We start from the raw sequence: 21,491 nt of genomic DNA, 5'->3' as shown, positions 1-21,491 counted from the left end.
CGCTCAAAAAAAGTTATATTAAAATAGTAGCTATTTCTTTATATTTTTTCTAACTAAAGAATATCTATTCATTCCCACATTGTTTATGATTCCCACAAATCGTAAACGAAAAAAGGGTCCAGAAAAAAATTTCTGGACCCTTTTTTATTTCTCTTGTTCGCGCGCTAATCTTCTAGCTTCTCTAGCTGCTTTTCTTGCGGCACGTTCGTCATCAGCTGGCACCGTATTGACAGTTTCAGCGACTTCTTTTTTCTTTAAGATTTTTTCTAAGTCTAGACCAGCCATCGTCCCATATCGTTTAAAGCGTTTTTCTGCATCCGTCCGTGTTTTTTCCGATAGCTTACGAGCTACTTCTGGATTTGCTTTATATAAGGCTGAATAACGCGTTTCTCTTTTTAAGAAATCTTCAAATTGATCAAAATCAACTTTTTTGAAGTCCATCGTCATTGGATTTTTCCCTTTTTCTTCTAGTGCTGGATTATAACGATATAAGCTCCAATAGCCACATTCGACAGCTTTTTGAGTTTCCGTTAGCATTGTCTTCATACCACTAGATATTCCATGATTAATACATGGTGTGTAAGCAATAATTAAGGATGGACCAGGGTATGCTTCTGCTTCCTCCATCGCTTTTAAAGTTTGACGGTTACTTGCTCCCATCGCAATTTGAGCTACATAAATATTACCATAACTCATTGCCATTATACCGAGGTCTTTTTTCCCAACGGATTTCCCGCCAGAAGCGAATTTGGCTATAGCGGCAGTTGGTGTTGCTTTAGATGACTGACCACCTGTATTGGAGTAAACTTCATTATCCATGACGAATATATTAACATCTTCTCCCGATGCTAAAACATGGTCAATTCCGCCAAAACCAATATCATAAGCCCATCCATCGCCACCAATCATCCACTGCGAACGTTTAATAAATAGCTCGCGATCATTATAAATCGATTCTAATACCGCGTTTCCATTCATTTCACTCAGAAGCGCAAGTTGTAACTGTTCTGCTCGTTCGCGAGTGTCTTCGCTTACGTCCATTTTAGTTTGCCATTCGACAAGTGCCTCGCGCAAATTGTCTGAAAGTGTTTCTTCGGCAAGCACTTTTGACACCTTGTTACTTAGAGCTTTTCGCATCGTTTGATTTGCCAAATACATGCCGTAACCGTATTCTGCATTATCTTCTAATAGTGAGTTCCCCCATGCCGGTCCGTGACCGTGATCATTGACCGTGTATGGTGTTGCAGGCGCCGATGCTCCCCAAATGGATGAACAACCAGTCGCGTTGGCAATCATCATCCGGTCGCCAAACATTTGCGTTAATAATTTAACATAAGGTGTTTCACCACAACCTGCACAAGCACCCGAAAACTCAAGTAATGGTTGTTCGAACTGACTTCCTGGAACGGTATTTTTCTTACTAGGATTTTTCTTCGGTTTCACATTAATCGCAAAGGACCAGTTAGGATTTTCTTTCGCTGCTACTTCTTCAAATGGTTTCATCACTAAAGCTTTTTCTTTTGCTGGACAAGTTTCTGCGCATAAATTACAGCCTGTGCAGTCCATTGGCGATACTTGAATCCGGTAACGAAGACCATCTTTCCCACGCATTTCACGAGTCATAAAGCCTTCTGGAGCGTCTTCCATTTCTTCTTCATCTGTTAAAATTGGCCGAATAGCTGCATGTGGACAAACGAAGGCACATTCATTACACATCGTACAATTTTCCGAAATCCATTCTGGAACTTCTAGTGCAATACCACGTTTTTCATATGCTGCAGTACCTGCTGGATAAGCCCCACTTACCATCCCATTCGAGATTAAATCACCGACAGATAAAGCATCTCCTTCCAAACGATTCACTGGTTCGAGAATATTTTTCACGTAGGATGGACGGTCAACAGAAGTTTTCTCAAGTGTCGTAGTTTCTGGATTGGCCCAGCTTGCTGGCACTTCTACTTTGCGCAAATTAGCAACCGTTTGATCCATCGCTGCGATATTTTTTTCGGCAACTTTCATATCTTTCTTCCCGTAAGTCAAAATAGCAGCTTCTTTTAAATCAGCAAGTGCTTTTTCGAACGGTAAAATATTGGTAACACGGAAAAAGGCGGTTTGCATCACAGTATTAATTCTTCGCCCAAGTCCCGCATTACCAGCGATTTTCATTGCATTTAAGGTATAAAATTGAATATCATTTTTCGCAATATATTCACGCATACTAGCTGGTAAATGACGCTCTAACTGTTCGCCTTCCCAAATAGTATTGAGTAAAAATATCCCACCTGGTTTTAAGCCTTTGAGCAAATCGTACGAACGTAAATAGGCGGAAGTCGAACATGAAACGAAATCTGCTTGCTTGATTAAATAGGCAGACCGAATCCGATTCTCTCCAAATCGCAAATGGGAAACCGTTAGCCCACCTGACTTTTTCGAATCATAGGAAAAGTAGCCTTGTGCATATAAGTCCGTATTATCCCCAATAATTTTAATCGCTGCTTTATTAGCACCGACTGTTCCATCTGAACCGAATCCCCAGAATTTACATTGGAACGTTTTTTCTGAAGTTAAATCACTTGGTCCTTTGCTCTCAATAGAAAGATTTGTGATATCATCGGTAATCCCAATCGTAAAGCGCGGTTTTGGTTTTGCTTCCTTTAGGTGCGAATAAACACCAAGAATCTGGTCTGGTGTAACATCTTTTGAACCTAAGCCGTATCTTCCTCCAATAACACTTGGTCTAACGTCACTGTCATAAAGAACACTTTGCACATCTAGTAAAAGTGGTTCGCCGCCTGATCCTGGTTCCTTCGTCCGGTCAAGTACAGCAACACGCTCCACTGTTTTCGGTAATTTTTCTAAAAAGTTTTCTGCTGGGAACGGACGATATAAACGGATATTTAGTAAGCCGACTTTTTCTCCTTGCTTCATTAAATAATCAATTACTTGCTCTATCACTGGAGTAACAGAACCCATTGCAACAATGACATCTGTTGCATCTTCCGCACCATAATAATTTACAAGATCGTAATTTGTACCACGTAGTTGATTAATTTCTTGCATATAATCCTGCACAATACCTGGAATCTCTTCATAGTAGCGGTTAACCGTTTCCCTTTGTTGGAAAAAGATATCTGGATTTTGGTTAGAGCCAATTGTTTTTGGATTGTTTGGCGTCATCGCTCGATCTCTAAATTGTTGCAAGGCAGTTTTATCAAGTAAATTTTCTAATTCACTATATTCAAGCACCTCAATTTTTTGTAATTCATGACTTGTTCTAAATCCATCAAAGAAATTTAAAAATGGTAAGCTTCCTTTTAAAGCGGCAAGGTGAGCAACTGCAGATAAATCCATTACTTCTTGGACAGATCCTTCTGCTAACATCGCAAAACCAGTTTGTCTTGCTGCCATTACATCACTATGATCGCCAAAAATATTAAGGGATGCTGCCGAAATTGTTCTTGCAGATACATGGAAAACAGTTGGTAAAAGTTCTCCGGCAATTTTATACATGTTTGGAATCATCAGTAGTAAACCTTGGGAAGCGGTGTATGTACTAGTCAGCGCCCCTGCTTGAAGTGAGCCGTGAACTGTTCCAGCTGCCCCTGCTTCTGATTGCATTTCTACTACTTTCACTGGTTCATTAAATAAATTCTTTTTGTCTTTTGATGCCCATTCGTCTACGAGTTCTGCCATAGTAGAGGACGGGGTAATTGGATAGATTGCTGCAACTTCTGTAAATGCGTAAGAAATATAGGCTGCAGCAGTGTTTCCATCCATTGTCTTTCTGTTTCGCATAAGACTCAACACTTCCAGTCATTCTAGTTTTATAATCATTCTTATTTTACACCACAATTCTATTATACTCAATGCTTCACAAGGACTAGTAAAAGTGTAGATTTTTAACAAAAAAAGAAACTAGCTACTTTGTGCCAGCTAGTTTCTTTTGGATAATTTCTATTCGTTAAGTTCGAGTACTGCTTCAGCAATGTTATTTGCATGGTCGCCGATTCGCTCTAAGTCACTCACAATATCGATATATAAAATCCCGCTCACCACTTGACATTTGCCTTCATTTAATCGGCGGATGTGATCTTTCCGTAATTTCCGCTCTGCTTTATCAATATCTTTTTCGACAACAATCGTTTCTTCTGCAAGGGCACGATCTTTTTTATGCATTGCTTTTACTGCCCGTTCAAAGTTTGCTGTTGTTAGTTCGAACATCCCGATTAGTTGATTAGATGCTTCTTCAGACATTTTCGCTTTGTTCTTAATCAATTGGTCGATATTTTCAACAATATTTTCCATGTGATCGCCAACTCGCTCAATATCTCGGACAGTATCAAGCATCAGTGCATGTTCTTCTGTTTCATTATTTGTTAAAGCCACCGAGGAAATTTTTGTTAGGTACTCAGTGATTTTTCGGTCTAAATTATTGACAGCTTCTTCCACTTGAACAGTTGATTCGGCATGTTTTGGTTCGCGATTCACTAAATATTCACGAGCTTCTTGTAAACCAAATTTCGCATAATCTGCCATCCGCAATGTTTCTTCACGTGCCATTTCAAGCGCAATCCCTGGAGATTGATCAATCAAATTGGTATCTAGATGCTTGGTTTTGTAATCAATTCTGGAATCGTCTCCCGGTATAAGCTTCGTTACAAGCCATGCAAACGCACCAATGAACCAGAATTGGATAAATGTGTTGGTCACATTAAAAGTTCCGTGCGCTACTGCAATCGTCATTTCCGGATTCAAGCCGAAGAGTCCTTGTAAATAAGTAATAAAAGAAGTAAACAATGGAAGTATTAACATAAAAATGACGGCACCAATTAAGTTGAAAATAACATGAGTTGCTGCTGCGCGTTTAGCGGCCACACTTGCTCCGATTGCTGCTAAAATCGCCGTAATGGTTGTCCCGATATTGTCCCCGAATAAAACTGGTAACGCAGCTTGCAAATCAATAGCACCTTGTCCGTAAAGTTCCTGCAAAATTCCGATTGTAGCACTAGATGACTGGACGACGGCTGTGAATATCGTCCCAATTAATAAACCAAGGAATGGGTTTGTACTCATTTGAGCCGTTAATTCATGGAAAGATTCCATCCCTGCTAGAGGTTTCATCCCTTGTCCCATCAAATCAAGTCCGTAGAATAACGCACCAAATCCAAAGAAAACTTGGCCGATATTTTTCACTTTATGATTTTTAAAGAAGAATAAAAGTACTGCACCAACAGCAATGATTGGTAAAGCGTATTCGGATAAATTAATACCAATAATAAAGGCGGTAACGGTCGTTCCAATGTTCGCCCCCATGATAACACCAATTGCTTGTTTTAACGTCATAAATCCAGCACTTACTAAACCGACCGTCAAAACAGTTGTACCTGAGCTACTTTGAATTAATACAGTAACTAAAATTCCGGCTAGCACACCCATGAAAGGATTCGTCGTGTACTTATCTAAAATATCACGGAGTCTGTCGCCAGCTGCCATTTGTAAGCCGTCTCCCATGTATTTAATACCGAAAAGAAAAATTCCAAGCCCTCCGATAAATTGAAAAATCATTTGCTGAACATTTATGTCTTCCATAAAAATCTCCTTTTTGTTTGTAATCTAGTTTTTACCCTCTTTTTTCATCATAAAAGAAAGTAAATGTAAGGTAAATAGATTTTTTTATTTCTGTAAATAAGCTTCTTATAAAAGATAATAAATCTATTGATACTAAAGGGTTTTACGCGTTCCGAATGTATTGTTAAGTTTTTGTAAAGGCGCGGTATAAAAAAAAAAAACATGAGAAGCTTTACCATCTTACTAATTTTTTCTATCAATAGGTAAAAACTAGTTTCATTCAACCATGCCTTTCTATAAGATAATATGAAAAACCACATACTTGTTATACTAATTATTCAAATATAGCTTTTGTGTGTATAATTACAGTAGTAAAAAAACATATTTAGGAGGACTTACGATGGAAGAATCAAGCTTACTAAAGAAAATAGTTGATAAAGATATTTTACCTAATTCACCTCTTTTTGAAGAAATTCATTTAGTTAAACATGCGAATGAGCGACTAATTATTGAGTTGAATACACAGTATCATAGTAAAGAAAGCACTTTGGATTATTTACAAAAAATCACTGGAAAAACAATAGATCCCACTGTAGATATTTCGTTACCATTTTATAGTGATTTTGGAAAGCATATAACTTTTGGAAAAAATATTTTTATTAATCAAAATGTCACTTTTGTAGATTTAGGCGGCATCGTAATTGAAGATGATGTATTAATTGGTCCAGGAGCTATGTTAATAACAGCCAATCATTTAATGGAACCTGCAAAGAGACGCGGAGTCAGAGTATCTCCAATTTGTGTAAAAAAAGGAGCATGGATTGGCGCCAATGCTACTATTTTACCTGGAATAACTATTGGAGAAAATGCTATTATCGCCGCTAATTCCACTGTAACAAAAGATGTTCCTGCTAATATGATTGTGGCAGGAAATCCCGCAAAACAAATTAAAAAAGTGGCTACCAATTAATCGCCATACAAAACCCCAGATAAATTCACGAAAAATGAATCTATCTGGGGTTTATTTTTTCATAATTCATTAACTTTGGCGCAATTTCGTAATGTATTCCTTCGCTGCCATCACATTCATTCGCTTACTCTCTTGCAAAAATTTTGCTACAGCTTCAATTTCATTTGCTTCTGCGCCCGCTGTCATCGCAAGTGATTTGGCTTGAAGTGACATATGACCACGTTGAATCCCTTCTGTGACAAGTGCTCTTAAAGCTGCTAAATTTTGTGTTAAGCCGACTGCGCAAACGAGCATCGCAAGCTCTTTTGCAGATTCCACTCGCGCGATTTTTTTGGAGAGAGTAGCAATTGGATGTACCCCAATCGAACCTCCTACAAAAGCAACCGGCATCGGCAACGTCAATTCGCCAATTAAAAAGCCATCCGCATCTTTGGTCCATTTTGTCATCGGTTTATATCTACCAGAACGCGCCGCATAAGCATGGCTGGCTGCTTCAACTGCACGCCAATCATTTCCAAAAGCCATTACTACAGCGTCAATTCCGTTCATAATACCTTTATTATGGGTTGCTGCTCGGTAAATATCTGCATTTGCAAATTCATAAGCTGCGATAATCCGATCACGAACCCACTCTCCTGTCTGTGTTTTCGTTGCTAAGCTTTCTTTTGCAATCCGGCATGTTACAGTAGCTGTAGCGTCATCCACTAAATTTGATAAAATTCGCATATTGGCAGTTCCGTTTGTTAATTTTTCTAATTTAGGTGCTAATGTTTCCACCATCGTATTTACCATATTAGCTCCCATTGCTTCTCTTGTGTCCACTAGCAAATGTACAATGAACAAAACTTTTCCCGCTTCTGTTGTTGCTGTTCTAACAACTAAGTCAACCGCTCCCCCGCCACGTTTCTGTAAAGACGGATGAGCCTCATTAGCAATAGAAAGTAAATTAGCTTTATTGTTTATTATTTTTTCAGTTGCCTGGCTTATGTTTGGAACATCAATCAACTCTACTTGACCAATCATTTTTCGTTCTGTGGCTATTCCCTTCACGCCACCATTTTGTGCAATCAACTTCGCTCCTGAGCTTTGAGCAGCAACAACAGACGGCTCTTCCATTGCCATTGGAACAATATAGTTTTTATCATTTAATCGCATATTCATCGAAAGCCCTAGTGGTAGCGAATAAATTCCAATCGTATTTTCAATCATATGGTTCGCTTTTTCCAGTGAAAGTGCTCCGGTAGATTCCAAAAACACTTGCTCTTCTTCCGTTAAACCTGCATACTCAGCCAAAATTGTTCTACGTTCTTCTAAAGTTTTTTTATAAAATTTATCAAAAGCGTTCATTACTTGCTCACCTCAAATTAAATATTATCCTCTCAACAACTATAGCATATTACGAAATTGGATGTAACGGCTCCAATAATCTTCTTTCATGCCAGTAAGATTTTTCGGTTTTTCCCACTTAGCAACCACTTTTCCAGCCGTAATGATAGCCGGCCTAAAAATACCGTTTTTCGTGATAACCTCCTCGTGCCAGTCTTCATCTAATACAATGGAACGATTTCTGTAACCAATAATCCACTCATCAAACCCAGCGAGAGGTATCGTTTCAAGCGAAACTGTATTTTCTACTAAATCATTTATAAAATAATCTCCAAATTGTACGAAATCAGCCAAAGCAATTTTTGCAGCTGTCACAGTGAATCCTGACCAAAAGCAAAAATCTTTTAAAGTTGCTGGTGCATGACTTTGGAAATAGCGCTTTGCTAACTCTTTGATTGCTTCTTCGCGCGTATAAACTTTCGTTGCTGCAGGGATATGTTGTGTGTCACGGTAAGTTTCATCTGGGCCAGAACAAATAATTTTTCGCGAGCTTAAGTAAACAAGTAGCTGTGCAAAAGTAATTCCTGCACTTGGCAATTCGTTTTCAGCTAAATGTTCAGCTAATTCTTTTCGCGTTCGAGGGCCACCTGCAACAAAGGCATCCACTACTTTGCTAGCTTTATGAAGAACTTCATCGGAAAGCCCTAATTTAGTTCGATAAGGCTGACAAATTTTATCTATCATTGGCGCCGTTAAATCAATCAGCCAGTGATAATCGTCTGCAGAAAAAAGGTGAATGGTACCTCTTAGAAGCCACGTGCGGATAACTTTCCCTTCATTGATAGCAGCTTTCACAGTAGATTCACTTGGTGAGATTAATCTACTTCCAACTGCCCAAAGAGACTGTCCATAATTTTGAGCTTGTATGGCACCAAAATGAGCTACTACTTCTTCAGGGGATGGAAGCCATTCAGTTGGAGCTAATTTTTGTTTAATATAGCGATTTTGAATAATTGTGCTTCGTTCCATTAACAACCTCTTTTTTTTAGTTTATTGTAGCATAAATTGGCAAGAAAAATCCCCTACAGCTAGGAATACTGAAGGGGATAATGCTTAATTAGCTTTAGTAGTTTTCTTTATTCGATAAGCAGAAAACAGCAATCCTACTCCTAAAAGAACCAAAAATAATGTTTGATTATTGTCACCAGTCTTTGGTAGTTTTTTGGATGATTTTTGGTTTTCTTCTTTGACAGAGATTTGGCTCTCATTTGAATTTTTTGGCGTTACTGGTTTACTAGGTTCTGTTGGTGTCACTGGAGGTTGTGGCGCTGGAGGAACTGGCGCCGGTGGTGTTTTTACATTTTCCACTGTGATGTTGGTTGTTTGGTCTGCATTCACACTTACTGGAATCGGTGTTGAGTCTATTTCGTATCCTGCTGGTGCTTTTGTTTCTATTAGTTGGTATTCTCCTGGTACAAGATTACTTAAATCCGCTTTTCCAGCTTCATTGGTTGTGACCGTTTGCACTACATTATTATTCTCATCTACTAAATTAAATTCAGCATCTGCTAAATAAATGGTTGCATCTGCACTATCTACTTTTGTAACTTCAACAGCTCCATTCGAAGGAGGCAGTTGTTCGTTTTCAAAAGTATAGCTCGCTTTACTAGTACTGTTGATTGCTACTTTTACTGGATTACTATCAAGTTGGTAACCTGCTGGCGCTTTCGTTTCTGTTAAAGTATAATCTCCCAGCGGTAAGTTATCTAATGATGCTTTACCAGATGTGTCCGTTTTCAAATTATAGATAGTACCTGTAGCATCTGACTTGAGAGTAAATTCAGCATCCGCCAAATTAACAGTATGATCATTTTTATCCACTTTTATTAATTCAAACGAGCCAAAATCTCCACCCGCTGTTCCACTGCCGCTTGATGTATCACTTTCGACATCTATGGAGTAAGGCTGAATATTGTCACCTGAAATGATAATGTTGTTTGTGTAGACATCCGGCGAAGTATCTGTAATTTTTGTTTGATAAGTTAATCGATAACTTTGAGTAATATTTCCCAAATCTAATGTCATTTTCGTTGGGCTATCAAATGTTAATGTGTAATCCGATATAGGCACAATCGATGCTTACGGAGTATCTACTCCGTAAGCATCGAAAGCTTGTTTAGTAAGTACCACACTGTCTTGGATGAATTCTTGCCCTGGTCCAAGGGAATCTACTATCATTGCGTTATTAATCGGCTCATTAGCAAAATTTATCCGTGAGTTCCAATTAATAACACTTGGATCGTCTTTTGAAATTGCTCCACCTTTAATTAAAATTTCATCGGGATTAACTACTGGTGTTGGATTGACATCTACATCCATTGTTGTCGTAGATCCATTAAAGGTATATTCAAGTGGAACTACTGTTTCGCTTGTGATAGTGTTAATTTCAAAAGTATCCTGTAGCTGGATGGTGCCTCTCACATTAGCTCTTCCTTCAACGTAACTATTGAACGTTACTGTCATTGTTCGCATTGCTACGTCGACAACTGCTTCACCTGCAACTTGATTGTCTTCCGTCATCAACGGAAACGTTAGGTTATTCGCTAAGTGGATATTACTACCAAATACTACCGTAAATGTATCTCCACTTTTCAAATTATTCGATTTTGCTGACCAAGTAAAATTTGTCGTAAATGATTCATAAAAATCATAACTACCTGTTTTCGAACCATCTGTATGTGTTACTTGTACTGAATCAACCACATTCATTAGTTCGGTAGCTTTTGCTTTTGTCCCTCCATGAAAAAGTGGAGTAGTTAATATAAAAATAAGCGTAAAGATAGTCATTAATTTTAACCCTTTTTTCAGCCCCATGTTGTTTGCCTCCCAGAGAATATTTGAATAATGTTCTACATTAGGATACACCAAAAAAGCTTCTACGAGAATGGCTTTCCAACAAACTACAACACATTGTCACAATCGCTTGAATAATAAGGAGATTTGGCTTAACGAAACTTTTTCCAATTCATATTAGCTAATTAGTTTGATTTTGATAAACCAAGAGAAATTTCTGCCAATAAAAATTGTTTATTTTCTATCACAAATTCAAGTACATTAAGTACTATTTAAGGACTTTTATGTACTGGTCGCATGGTATTATAATGTTATACTTAGAAACAATTAAAAGACATTCATGCTAAAACTATTTATCGCTTAATGTTACTGCACCTCGATTTTAACACCATTACCTCAGTCTCAGCCACCATTCATATAATAATTATGATTTCAAAAAATAAGGTAGGCAAAAATGCTGCTAAATAAAGGTAAGTAAGTTAAGCTATCAGATTGAGCAATAACCCTGAAATGATTTTTGTATGAATACTATTCTGATTATAAAAATTATTCAAGAAATATCTAACTACTGAATATCTTATTCCCAATAAATATACAGTACTTTTGTTGAATCATTAAAAATTTACTAAGTAAGGAGCCTATTAATGAAAAAAATCTATCTGTCTATCGTAATAATATTCCTATTTTACGGAGATATGATACCTCTTGCTGCAACTGTTTATGCCGAGACAAATACTCCCGTAGAAGCTAAGCCAGACAGTAATGATACAACAGTACCATCAAAAACAGTGACTCTCAAAAATGATTTTACTAATTCTGACCCCACCGGTACAACTGCTTCAAAAGAAACAAATTTTACAACCCAAACACTCGCAGCAGGTGACACGTATTCAGATATTTTTCCAGATAAAACTTTTGCGAAAATCATCGCATTACAAATAACTGGAAGCGACAATACATCTCAAGTGGTAACACGAGAACAACTTGATTCGGTAACAACTTTAAATGCTTCTGCTAAAAATGTTACTGATATCACTGGTATTAATGAATTAACGAATCTAATTACTGCTGATTTAAGCCAAAACCAACTAACGAGCATTGTCCCAGTTGCTAATCTTCCTTCCCTAAAATCACTTAATGTATCTAGCAACTTGCTTAGTACCGTAGAAATATCTAGTACACAAAACATACCTAACCTAACTATAATTAATTTATCAAGTAATCCCACTATCACCAAAATAAGTATTCAGGACCAATCTAAACTAACTATTGTTTCAGCAATTATTAGTAGTGGACAAAGTTCTCTTTTAGAAGAATTAACCCTTTCTAATCTTCCAGCCTTGACTAGCGTAGGTATTAACACCTACAATGACAACTACACTATGCGTTTCCCTAACTATTCTGATGTTCTTCACACTGTCAAGTTAAAATCGCTACCAAAAATAAAAATGGTTGATTTAGAACGTAATGCTATTGCCGAGATTGAGATACAAGATATGAGTATATTAAATTTTATTAATTTACATGGTAATAATTTAACGGATACTAATAAACTTACAACACTCCCTGCCTTAACTAGGTTGCATTTAAGTTTTAATCAATTAACAACAGCAGGTATATCAGGATTATTAAATTTAGACACATTAATAATTCTCGATTTAGAGGCTAATTTACTAAGCAGATTTGAGTTGGATACCGATAATGATTTACCCAATTTAACCCATTTACTATTAAAACGCAACCCTTCTATAACCAAATTAAGTATTGAAAATCAGCCAAAATTAGCCTTGATTGATGCGTCTATCGTCGCCTACCAAAAGTCCCTTTTAGAAGAACTCACTCTTTCAAATCTCCCAGCATTAACAAGTGCAGGAAAGTACACTTCTTATTCAGTTAGTTTTTCTGGATATTCTGATGCTCTAAGTACAGTCAAACTAAATATGCTTCCCAACATACGAAATGCCGATTTTAACAACAATAACATTTCAAATATAGATGTGCAAGATATGACTTTGTTATCCTCGTTATCTTTGCGATCCAATGAGTTAGCAAACATTAATAAATTGGTAAATCTTCCTTTATTAGTTAATATGTATATTAATGATAATCATATGGCTATTTTACCAACTAGTTTAGAAACAGAAGCACCGGCTCTTACAAATTTAGATGCTACCAATCAAACGATACCATTACCAAAGAAAGTTATAACTAGTAATTTATCCATTGCAAATGAAATTAGTAACAATGGTGTCATTTCTACCCCAACCACTATCTCAAATAGCGGTGTATATCAAAATGATAATGTCACTTGGGAACACGAGAACATTCAAAGCTTATCCAGTGTGTCTTATAATTTTAATGAACCTGTTAAATATTCTTCTACAAGAGGAACATTTTCTGGAACGGTCACTCAACCAATTACAGTTTCATCAATACCAATAGTTACTGCAGATGACAGCATTTCTTATCCAAAATTTTCGGAAGTAACAGAAGCAAATTTCCTAGCCGATATTCAGGCAACGACCAGTGACGGCTCTTCCATCACATCCAATTTTGAAACTGTAGTCAATTTTACTACACCTGGAGAATACAATGTTACTTTAAATGCAGTGAATGTAGACGGAGTGACCGCTGATCCAATAACTATCACTGTTACTATAGAAAAAGCACCTGCCCCAATTATTACAACAGATAATGAAATTACCTATATGAAACATAGCATGATTAGTCCCGCTGAGTTTTTAACCGATGTTCACGCAGCAACGAATGATGGCTCTCCAATAATAAGCGACTTTACAACAGTTGTTGATTTTGAAACAGCTGGAGATTATATCGTAACGCTTCAATCGATAAACTCAGACGAGATTACTGCGAATCCTATTAGCGTAACTATTCATGTGGAAAAAGATCCTGCACCAATTATTACCGCTGACAGTGACATTTTTTATACAAAAAACAGTTCGGTAAATAGCGAACAATTTTACACCGATATCCAGGCATCTACTAGTGATAAGTCAGCCATTACCAGTGATTTTAAAACTGTTGTAGACTTCACCACTCCAGGAAATTATACAGTGACACTTCAATCCGTGAATGAAGATGGCGTGGCTGCTGATCCAATTTTTGTTACCGTGCATATTGAAAAAGCATCTGCTCCAGTTATTTCAGCAGATAGCAAAGTTTCCTATGCAGAAAAGAGTACAGTGAGCAGTCAACAATTTTACAAAGACATCCATGCAACAACGAATGATGGTTCTGTAATTACAAGCAATTTTGATACGGTTGTCAATTTCCAAGTTGCCGGCGATTACAAAGTGACACTTCGCGCAGTCAATGAAGATGGTGTTGCTGCTGATCCTGTTTTCGTTACTGTGCATATTGAAAAAGCATCTGCTCCAATTATTTCAGCAGATAGCGATATTTCTTACAAAAAAAATAGTAAGATAACTATTCAACAGTTTTATGATAGCATTCACGCAACGACAAGTGATGGTTCGCCAATTACAAGCGACTTTGAATCTGTTGTGAACTTCACTGTAACGGGAGACTACACAGTTACATTGCAATCGATAAATAGCGATGGTGTGGCAGCTAGTCCAGTTCAAGTCATTGTCCATATTACAGCAAATGAACCTACTCCTCCTGATAATGATGAAAGTAACAATAACCAACCGAACCACCCTGCTGAAAAAGACCAGCCAAACATCTCGCTTCCTAACACTGGGGATACAAACAATAGCCTGATGGGGATTGTCTTCCTCTTTATCGCCTTTAGTATTTTGTATGTAGTAGGTAACAATAAAAAAGTGAATAGAAAATAATAATAAAAGGGCCACAAAATCAGTTATCGATTTTGTGGCCCTTTTGTATCTTGTTTTTAGCAATTAAAAATTAAAATTATCTGGATCTGGACCAGTTCTTTTATCTTTGTTTAAAGCGCTAATTTTCGCTACTTCTGCTTCCGTTAATTCAAAATCAAAAATATCTGCATTTTGGATAATACGTTCCTGGTGAACTGATTTTGGAATAGTCACTACGCCAATTTGTAAGTCCCAACGAAGAATAACTTGTGCTACTGATTTGCCATGCTTTTCTGCAATTGCTTTAATTTCAGCATTATCCAGTAATTTTCCGTTACCAAGTGGTGACCATGCTTCTACAACAATATTATGTTCCGCACAGTAGTTACGAAGTGGTTCCTGGGTTAATTCAGGATGTAATTCAATTTGGTTGACCATTGGAACAATTTCCGCATCTTCCATTAATTCTTTTAAATGATGTTCGTGGAAATTACATACGCCAATTGCACGTACACGTTTATCATTATAAAGTTTTTCAAACGCACGCCATGTATCTTTAAATTTCCCTTTAACGGGCCAGTGAATCAAATATAGATCCACGTAATCCAGTTCCAGTTTGCGTAAACTTTCATCAAACGCTGCTAATGTAGATTCGTAACCTTGCTCCGCGTTCCAAAGTTTCGTTGTCACAAACAAATCTTCTCTGTTAATACCTGATTCTTTGATTGCTTGTCCAACACCTTCTTCATTTTTATAGGCCGCAGCTGTGTCAATGCTTACGTAACCAGCTTCAATGGCCCATTTTACCGAATTCACTGCTTCATCCCCGTCTTTCACTTTCCAAACACCAAAGCCTAAACGTGGCATTTCTATACCATTTGAAAGTTTTACCGTATCTTTTAAGTTCAAAATATCCGCCTCCTAAAAATAATCACAAGTTCACTATACACCTTAGAGTATACTCAAAGGCAAACATTTAGCTTTTCGAATAAGGCGGTGCTATGATTAATAAAAAAAGAGGTGCTTTTGATGCAACAAACTATTAAAGAGGCGTCTGCTCACACAGGTTTAAGCGCGCATACAATTCGCTACTACGAACGTGTTGGATTAATTCCTTTCCTCGCACGAGATAAAAATAATAACCGGATTTTTGACCATGATGCCTTACACTGGCTGGAATTACTTACTTGTTTGCGTGTGACTGGGATGCCACTTTCCAAACAAAAAGAAATTGTTGAACTGACCAAATGCGGTAATAATACTGTGTCTGAACGCATCGAGGTTTTAAAAGAACATCAAGCGGAAATGTATCGTCGTCAAGCAGAATTGGATCGAGCTTTTAAAAAAATCGAGAAAAAACTTGCTTGTTATCAACAATTAGAGCAGGAAGTAAATGAAAAAGAGGGCAAGCTTGGTTAAGCTTACCCTCTTTTTCAGGTCAATTTTTCCTTTTTACGATGTTTACGAACTAAGTAAATAATCAAGATAATCCCCGCTATAAGAACAATCCCGCCAACTATCGCAATATTTTTCACATTGGGCAGTGTTACATCAAAGTACAGTTCAGATTTTTCCGCTAGTGGCACATCCCACGTTAGCTTTCCGCCAGTGACACTTTTGGCATTATTATCGCCAATTGTCGAAATCGGTAAATCTAAAATGAGTGTATAATCGATTTTATCTAGAATTTCTTTTGGAAAAGGAACATCCGCTACTTGTTGTTTCCAGATTTTTTCTGGGTCAATATTTGCGTCAATGCGTACTTTTTGCGTAAAGAAACTTTTTGTATTCGTAATTTTCACGCCAAAATCTTCTGGTTTCATGTCCGTTTTAGTTTCACTTTTTTCTAGTTTCTTTTCGATATGATAGCTAGTGTCTGACTTTTTCTCTACTTTAAAACCTGCATCTTTCAGTTTTGTAAGCGCTTCATCTGAGTATGTTGATGCAAAAATACCTGCAACGGATGAAATATCAATATCAAAAGAAATGGTTGCATCCCCTTTTTTATCCACCTTCACCGTATTTGTCACATCTGCACATCCTGAAAGAAGTAAAACCAAACTTAAAATCACTGTGAAAATTATTTTTTTCATCCGCTTTGCCTCATTTCTTATTTTTGCATATGGTCGTAAATATGTCCGTTTAGCGTCACTTCTCCTGTGACATGGAACCCCATTCGCTCGTATAAACGTTTCGCATTTGGGTTTCCTTTATCGCAGTTTAAGCCAACTACTTTTTCCCCATCTTGGGCAGCAATTTCTGTTAATTTATTAAGCAAGGCAGTTCCAACTCCGTAACCACGATATTTTTCATTCGTGACAATAGAGTCTAAATACCATTCTCCGGCAAATGTTTCATTATCTTCAAAAATTGGTTCTTCAAAGGTAATACCGTGTTTTTTTGCGATATCCTTCCAAACATCATCAATCTCTGGTTCAAGTTCCCCGGGATATCCTGCAAGAACTCCAGCAATATCACCATCTTTTTCATAAACATGAAGATGATTATAACTGTAACGATAGGTTTCGGTTTGAATTGCCTCTACTAGCGCACCAATAATGGCTTCCTCTGACTCCATTTCTAAAATTGGTAATTCCATATCTTTCCAAATTATTAATAAAAGTGGTGCAATTTTTGCTGCATCGGTTTTTTTAGCTTGTCGAATCAATTTCTATATCCTCATTTCTTTTTTCATTGTATCATTTTACTATCTTTCTACTGCCACTTGCAAAAATAAAATGCTATTTAGATACACTTTATACTAAATAGCATTTTATTCTTATGCCTATGAAAGCCTTTGTAAGAATTCTACAGCCTTACTCGTTAAATCTGTATCCTCCATGATTTTTGGTTCTTCTTTTGTTAGTAATTTCGCTAATTTTTTCATTTGTTCGGCAGTTAAAGCTTGTTGATCTAGTTTTTCAAGACTATGAGCTACTGGTAAAACGGCTTTTGTATATACTTTCAAAGCGTCTAAATTCAGATTTTCGGTTAAAATTCCTTGCCGCAAAAGAAGGCGCGCTTTTACTTCTAAATCAGTATCTAAACTGGCATCATAGGCCAAATGTTGTTGCTCTGTATCGTGATTATCAAGGAAATGAATTTCAAGTGCAACCTTGCTTACTTCATAAACCCGTAATCGAATTCGCATATCTGATTCAAATACTAACTTTACTCGAAAAGCTGCATCCAGTTGCATATTTAATTGTTGCACTATTACTAATAGCCACTCATGATATTCAAGCATTTTTTGTCTAGTAGGATTGCGTTTTATATGTTCTAGCACATAAGGTAGGGCAATTCTGTTCGCTTCATCTGTCCAATAGGTTGGCAAGTCACGCCAATATTTTTCCGTATCCACACTCGTCCCATTCACAAGAAGGAGCGGATAAGGATAAGCACTCATGTCACAAAATTGGTTCTTTTGAAGTTCGTACAAAAATGGAATCGTCTTTTTCACTGTTTTGCTTTCGATTCCAAGTGAAGTTACAAGCGGTTCCACTACCGTAGCAATTTTTTTGATAACTTCTTCCGACCGAATTTGTGCCGATTCATTCCCTTTATAACGCAAGCTAATTTCTTTACCAAAGTTTCGTTCAAGTGTTGAGGCAACTAATTTTTCGGTATCAGTCACTCCGCTCTCCTCCTTTTTATGCAGTCGCTTTTTTACGTTGAATGAATTTTTGAATTTCCACAAATACAAGTGGTAACATTGAAAGAACAAACGCGAGAATCCAGTGAGTCAGACTCATTTCTACTAAGAAAAACATATTCGCTAGTGGAGGAATAATCGCTAACCCTAGAATAATAAGCATCGAGCAAATCGCACTAAAGAAAAGTCCTCGGTTAGACAAGAAACCAATGGTAAAGATAGACTTATCACTTCTTACATTAAAAATGTGCGCGACAGATGACCAAGCTAGGATAACAAATGCCATTGTCATTCCAACCTCATAACTTGCACTGATGGATTGGTTGATAGTCACAAACTGCCCGATGTAAAATCCAGCCAGCGTTACAATCGTAAAGACAACTGCTTGTGTCGCCATTTTCTTCCCAAGACCATTTGCAAAAATCCCTGCGTTCTTCGGAATTGGCCTACGCTCCATAATCGAATCATCGGCTTTTTCACGGCTTAAGAAGAAGCCTGGAATCCCATCAGACACAACGTTGATAAGCAGTAACTGAACCGCTACAACTGGCGCTCCCCACCCAAGAATAATGGCAATTAACATAATGAAAATTTGAGAAAAGTTGGTACTTAATAGGAAGTAAATTGTTTTCCGAATGTTTTCATATGCAGTACGTCCTTCTTTCACAGCATCTACTATCGTTGCAAAGTTATCATCTGTAATAACCATATCCGCTGCATTTTTGGATACATCTGTTCCAGTGATACCCATTGCCGCACCAACATCAGCAGCTTTCAAGGCGGGTGCATCATTGACACCATCACCAGTCATCGTAACAATTTCTCCATTTTTCTGCCATGCTTTCACAATTCGAATCTTATCTTCCGGACTAACACGAGCATATACGGCATAATCTCTAATATTTTTCTCTAGGTCTGTTTCTGACATTTCCGCAAGCTCTGCGCCGGTTATCGCTTTGTCGTCCTCTGTTAGAATACCGATCTCTTTTGCAATGGCAGATGCCGTCGCAATGTGGTCACCAGTAATCATTACTGTCTTAATACCCGCTTTTTCCGCTGCTAACACGGCGGATTTGCTTTCTGGACGCGGTGGATCAATCATCCCAACCATCCCGGCGAAAGTCAGATTGGTCTCAAGTGCCTCACTAGACAGATCTGTAGGCATTACATCGTACTTTTTGTAAGCAACAACAAGTACTCGAAGCGCATCCTCAGCAAAGCTATCATGAACTCTCTCAGCCTCACTCAAAAGTACTTCTGAAAAATCAACTGGAATTCGGTCAAATGCACCTTTTGTAATAGAAAGGAAACCATCTTCTACTTGGTGAATCGTCGTCATTAATTTTCTATCAGAGTCAAAAGGAAGTTCAAAAACACGTGGATATTTTGCTTCTAGTGCTTTTTTCGTTGTTCCTTTTTCTTCTAATAATCGAATAATCGCACTTTCGGTCGGATCCCCAATGATGGTTTCTTCGCCATCTGTCACTTCAATCGTTGCGTTACTAGAAAGACTAAGCATTTCCAAAACTTTTGCTTCTTCTGTTCCTAGTTCGGCTGTTGCTTTCATTGGCACATGCTCGGTTGCCCAAATTTGTTGGATAATCATTTTATTTTGTGTTAATGTTCCTGTTTTATCAGAGCAAATAACAGAAGTGTTTCCAATGGTTTCAACAGCAGGAATTCGGCGGATAATCGTATTTTTCCGCACCATATTTTGAACCCCATAAGCAAGTGTCAATGTTACAATTACCGGCAACGTCTCTGGAACCGCTGCTACTGCAAGGGAAATTGCAATCATCAACGTCTCAATAATAGTTTCCCCGTATACATACACATCAATAATAAAAATTAATATACCAGCTAAAAGGGCAACAATACTCAGGCGTTTCGCTAATTCTTTTAAGCGAAGTTGTAAGGGTGTCATTAATTTCGATGTGCTGTTAAGTAAACCAGCAATTTTCCCCATTTCCGTTTCCATTCCAATTTCTACCACTACTGCGGTTGCTCGTCCATTAGTCACAAGACAGCCGGAGTAAAGCATATTTAGTCGGTCACCAATTGGCGCTTTTTCAGAAACTTCTGCAGCGGCATCTTTTTCTACCGGAACACTTTCCCCAGTGAGCGCTGATTCTTCCACTTGTAAACTACTACTGGAAATAATCCGGGCATCGGCTGGAATCATATCTCCTGCTACAATCTCAATAATATCCCCTGGAACCAATTCTACTGCGTCTACTTGCGTCCGGATACCGTCACGCAGCACTGTTGTCAAATGTGCATTCATACTTTGAAGGGCAGCAAGGGCTTTCTCGGCACTATTTTCTTGGTAAATCCCTAAAACCATATTTAGTACGACAATTCCTAAAATTACAACTACTTTCGCCCAACCATATCCCGTTGTAATGGCTAAATAAGCGGAGATTGCTGCTGCAAATAGTAAAACAATCGTCGTAATTTCGAGTAAGTGATGCCCGATTTTTTGAAGAAGAGATTCTTTTTTACCTTCCTCAAATTCATTTGCACCAAACGCTTCCTGTTTTTGTTTTACTTGTTCTTTTGTTAATCCTGTGTCTAAATCTGTGTGTAGTTTGCTGAGAAGTTGCTCTATTGACTCTTTTACCCAAAGCATACATCTACCTCCTACGCACCCGCCTTTTTAATAAAGCAAGTACTTACTTTATTTTGCTGCAAAAAAATATAAAAGTTATATATATCAATTTTATTAAGTTAATTGTATAGTATATTACATTAAATAGCAAGAACTTTGTTTTTTGAAAGAATGTATTTTGGCTTAAATATGACACTTATAGTATTTAGCCGTATACTTAATTACATAATATAAGAGGAGATGGTTATGATGCCTTTTGCAGTTCCTTATCTAGTTTTTAATGGCGAAGGTCAAGAAGCTCTAACATTTTATTCAGAGGTTTTCGCAGCCGAAATTACGAGCATCCAGCGTTTCAAAGAGATGAATCATTTTGATGGGGATGCCGTTTTCGGTGAAAGATTAATGCACAGCCGGTTAGCGAAAAATGGTGAGGAATTTATTTATATTACTGATGCGCCTTATGATGGCTTTACAACTGGTAACCGAGTGACGATTTTGATTAATTTTGAATCTAAAAGTGAGCTGAAACGAGCATACGAGGCGTTACTAGTTGGTGGTAAAGTAGAGATGGAATTACAAGTTGCTTTTTGGGGTTCTACTTATGCACAAGTAACCGATAAGTTCGAGGTATTCTGGCAACTTAACTTTGGTTAATAAAGGTTGGGACATAACTATAGCTCAGCAATAAAAGTTGGAAAATAAAAAAGCAGAAAT

Annotated in this window: 15 protein-coding genes; 4 read left to right on the top strand and 11 right to left on the bottom strand. The window is 37.5% G+C overall.

From position 1 onward, the window contains the following. Window positions 1-144: 144 nt before the first annotated feature. Window positions 145-3,795 (bottom strand): pyruvate:ferredoxin (flavodoxin) oxidoreductase, encoded by a 3,651-nt coding sequence (gene nifJ, locus CKV67_RS03940; protein WP_025279810.1) that lies wholly within the window; start codon window positions 3,793-3,795, stop codon window positions 145-147. 159 nt (window positions 3,796-3,954) lie between these two features. Next, window positions 3,955-5,589, bottom strand: coding sequence for a Na/Pi cotransporter family protein (locus CKV67_RS03935; protein ID WP_014092261.1), 1,635 nt, complete (start codon window positions 5,587-5,589; stop codon window positions 3,955-3,957). A gap of 379 nt (window positions 5,590-5,968) precedes the next feature. Between CKV67_RS03935 and CKV67_RS03930 the strand changes: the two genes are divergently transcribed. Then, window positions 5,969-6,538, top strand: a complete 570-nt coding sequence (locus tag CKV67_RS03930) for a DapH/DapD/GlmU-related protein (RefSeq protein ID WP_025279809.1) — start codon at window positions 5,969-5,971, stop codon at window positions 6,536-6,538. A 69-nt stretch (window positions 6,539-6,607) separates the two neighbouring features. On the opposite strand, the gene CKV67_RS03925 is transcribed toward CKV67_RS03930, so the two are convergent. The 4 genes from CKV67_RS03925 to CKV67_RS03910 all read right to left on the bottom strand — a co-directional run bounded on the left by CKV67_RS03925 (window position 6,608) and on the right by CKV67_RS03910 (window position 10,738). Further along, window positions 6,608-7,885, bottom strand: a complete 1,278-nt coding sequence (locus tag CKV67_RS03925) for a hydroxymethylglutaryl-CoA reductase, degradative (protein WP_014092259.1) — start codon at window positions 7,883-7,885, stop codon at window positions 6,608-6,610. A gap of 39 nt (window positions 7,886-7,924) precedes the next feature. Then, on the bottom strand, window positions 7,925-8,893 hold the full coding sequence (locus CKV67_RS03920) for a winged helix DNA-binding domain-containing protein (RefSeq protein WP_014092258.1): 969 nt from the start codon (window positions 8,891-8,893) through the stop codon (window positions 7,925-7,927). 84 nt (window positions 8,894-8,977) lie between these two features. Further along, the gene (locus CKV67_RS03915) at window positions 8,978-9,994 is read right to left on the bottom strand and encodes an MSCRAMM family protein (protein WP_025279808.1); all 1,017 of its coding nucleotides are present in this window, start codon (window positions 9,992-9,994) and stop codon (window positions 8,978-8,980) included. Window positions 9,995-10,003: 9 nt separating this feature from the next. Beyond that, window positions 10,004-10,738, bottom strand: a complete 735-nt coding sequence (locus tag CKV67_RS03910) for an Ig-like domain-containing protein (RefSeq protein WP_025279807.1) — start codon at window positions 10,736-10,738, stop codon at window positions 10,004-10,006. Between the two features lie 623 nt (window positions 10,739-11,361). Here CKV67_RS03910 and CKV67_RS03905 point away from each other — a divergent pair. Further along, window positions 11,362-14,538: a LapB repeat-containing protein gene (locus CKV67_RS03905; protein ID WP_025279806.1), complete on the top strand. Its 3,177-nt coding sequence runs from the start codon at window positions 11,362-11,364 to the stop codon at window positions 14,536-14,538. A gap of 63 nt (window positions 14,539-14,601) precedes the next feature. Here CKV67_RS03905 and CKV67_RS03900 read toward each other — a convergent pair whose 3' ends face one another. Then, a complete protein-coding gene (locus tag CKV67_RS03900; RefSeq protein ID WP_014092257.1) occupies window positions 14,602-15,426 on the bottom strand; it encodes an aldo/keto reductase in 825 nt (274 codons plus the stop codon). A 120-nt stretch (window positions 15,427-15,546) separates the two neighbouring features. On the opposite strand from CKV67_RS03900, the gene CKV67_RS03895 reads away from it, so the two are divergent. Further along, the gene (locus CKV67_RS03895) at window positions 15,547-15,936 is read left to right on the top strand and encodes a MerR family transcriptional regulator (RefSeq protein WP_014092256.1); all 390 of its coding nucleotides are present in this window, start codon (window positions 15,547-15,549) and stop codon (window positions 15,934-15,936) included. A 14-nt stretch (window positions 15,937-15,950) separates the two neighbouring features. On the opposite strand, the gene CKV67_RS03890 is transcribed toward CKV67_RS03895, so the two are convergent. The 4 genes from CKV67_RS03890 to CKV67_RS03875 form a co-directional block, all read right to left on the bottom strand. Continuing rightward, window positions 15,951-16,610, bottom strand: a complete 660-nt coding sequence (locus CKV67_RS03890) for a DUF3153 domain-containing protein (RefSeq protein ID WP_014092255.1) — start codon at window positions 16,608-16,610, stop codon at window positions 15,951-15,953. 17 nt (window positions 16,611-16,627) lie between these two features. After that, on the bottom strand, window positions 16,628-17,185 hold the full coding sequence (locus CKV67_RS03885) for a GNAT family N-acetyltransferase (protein ID WP_014092254.1): 558 nt from the start codon (window positions 17,183-17,185) through the stop codon (window positions 16,628-16,630). 117 nt (window positions 17,186-17,302) lie between these two features. After that, window positions 17,303-18,151 (bottom strand): hypothetical protein, encoded by an 849-nt coding sequence (locus CKV67_RS03880; protein WP_014092253.1) that lies wholly within the window; start codon window positions 18,149-18,151, stop codon window positions 17,303-17,305. Window positions 18,152-18,167: 16 nt separating this feature from the next. Beyond that, window positions 18,168-20,798 carry a cation-translocating P-type ATPase gene (locus CKV67_RS03875; protein ID WP_014092252.1) on the bottom strand — a complete coding sequence of 877 codons (2,631 nt, stop codon included), beginning with the start codon at window positions 20,796-20,798 and terminating at the stop codon, window positions 18,168-18,170. A gap of 228 nt (window positions 20,799-21,026) precedes the next feature. Here CKV67_RS03875 and CKV67_RS03870 point away from each other — a divergent pair, with 228 nt between their 5' ends. After that, window positions 21,027-21,431, top strand: a complete 405-nt coding sequence (locus CKV67_RS03870; protein ID WP_014092251.1) for a VOC family protein — start codon at window positions 21,027-21,029, stop codon at window positions 21,429-21,431. Window positions 21,432-21,491 lie beyond the last annotated feature (60 nt).

The sequence above is a fragment of the Listeria ivanovii subsp. ivanovii genome, assembly GCF_900187025.1.
Taxonomy (GTDB): domain Bacteria; phylum Bacillota; class Bacilli; order Lactobacillales; family Listeriaceae; genus Listeria; species Listeria ivanovii.
The sequence above is the reverse complement of the archived record's forward strand: the minus strand, read 5'-3'. Positions and strand labels throughout refer to the sequence as shown.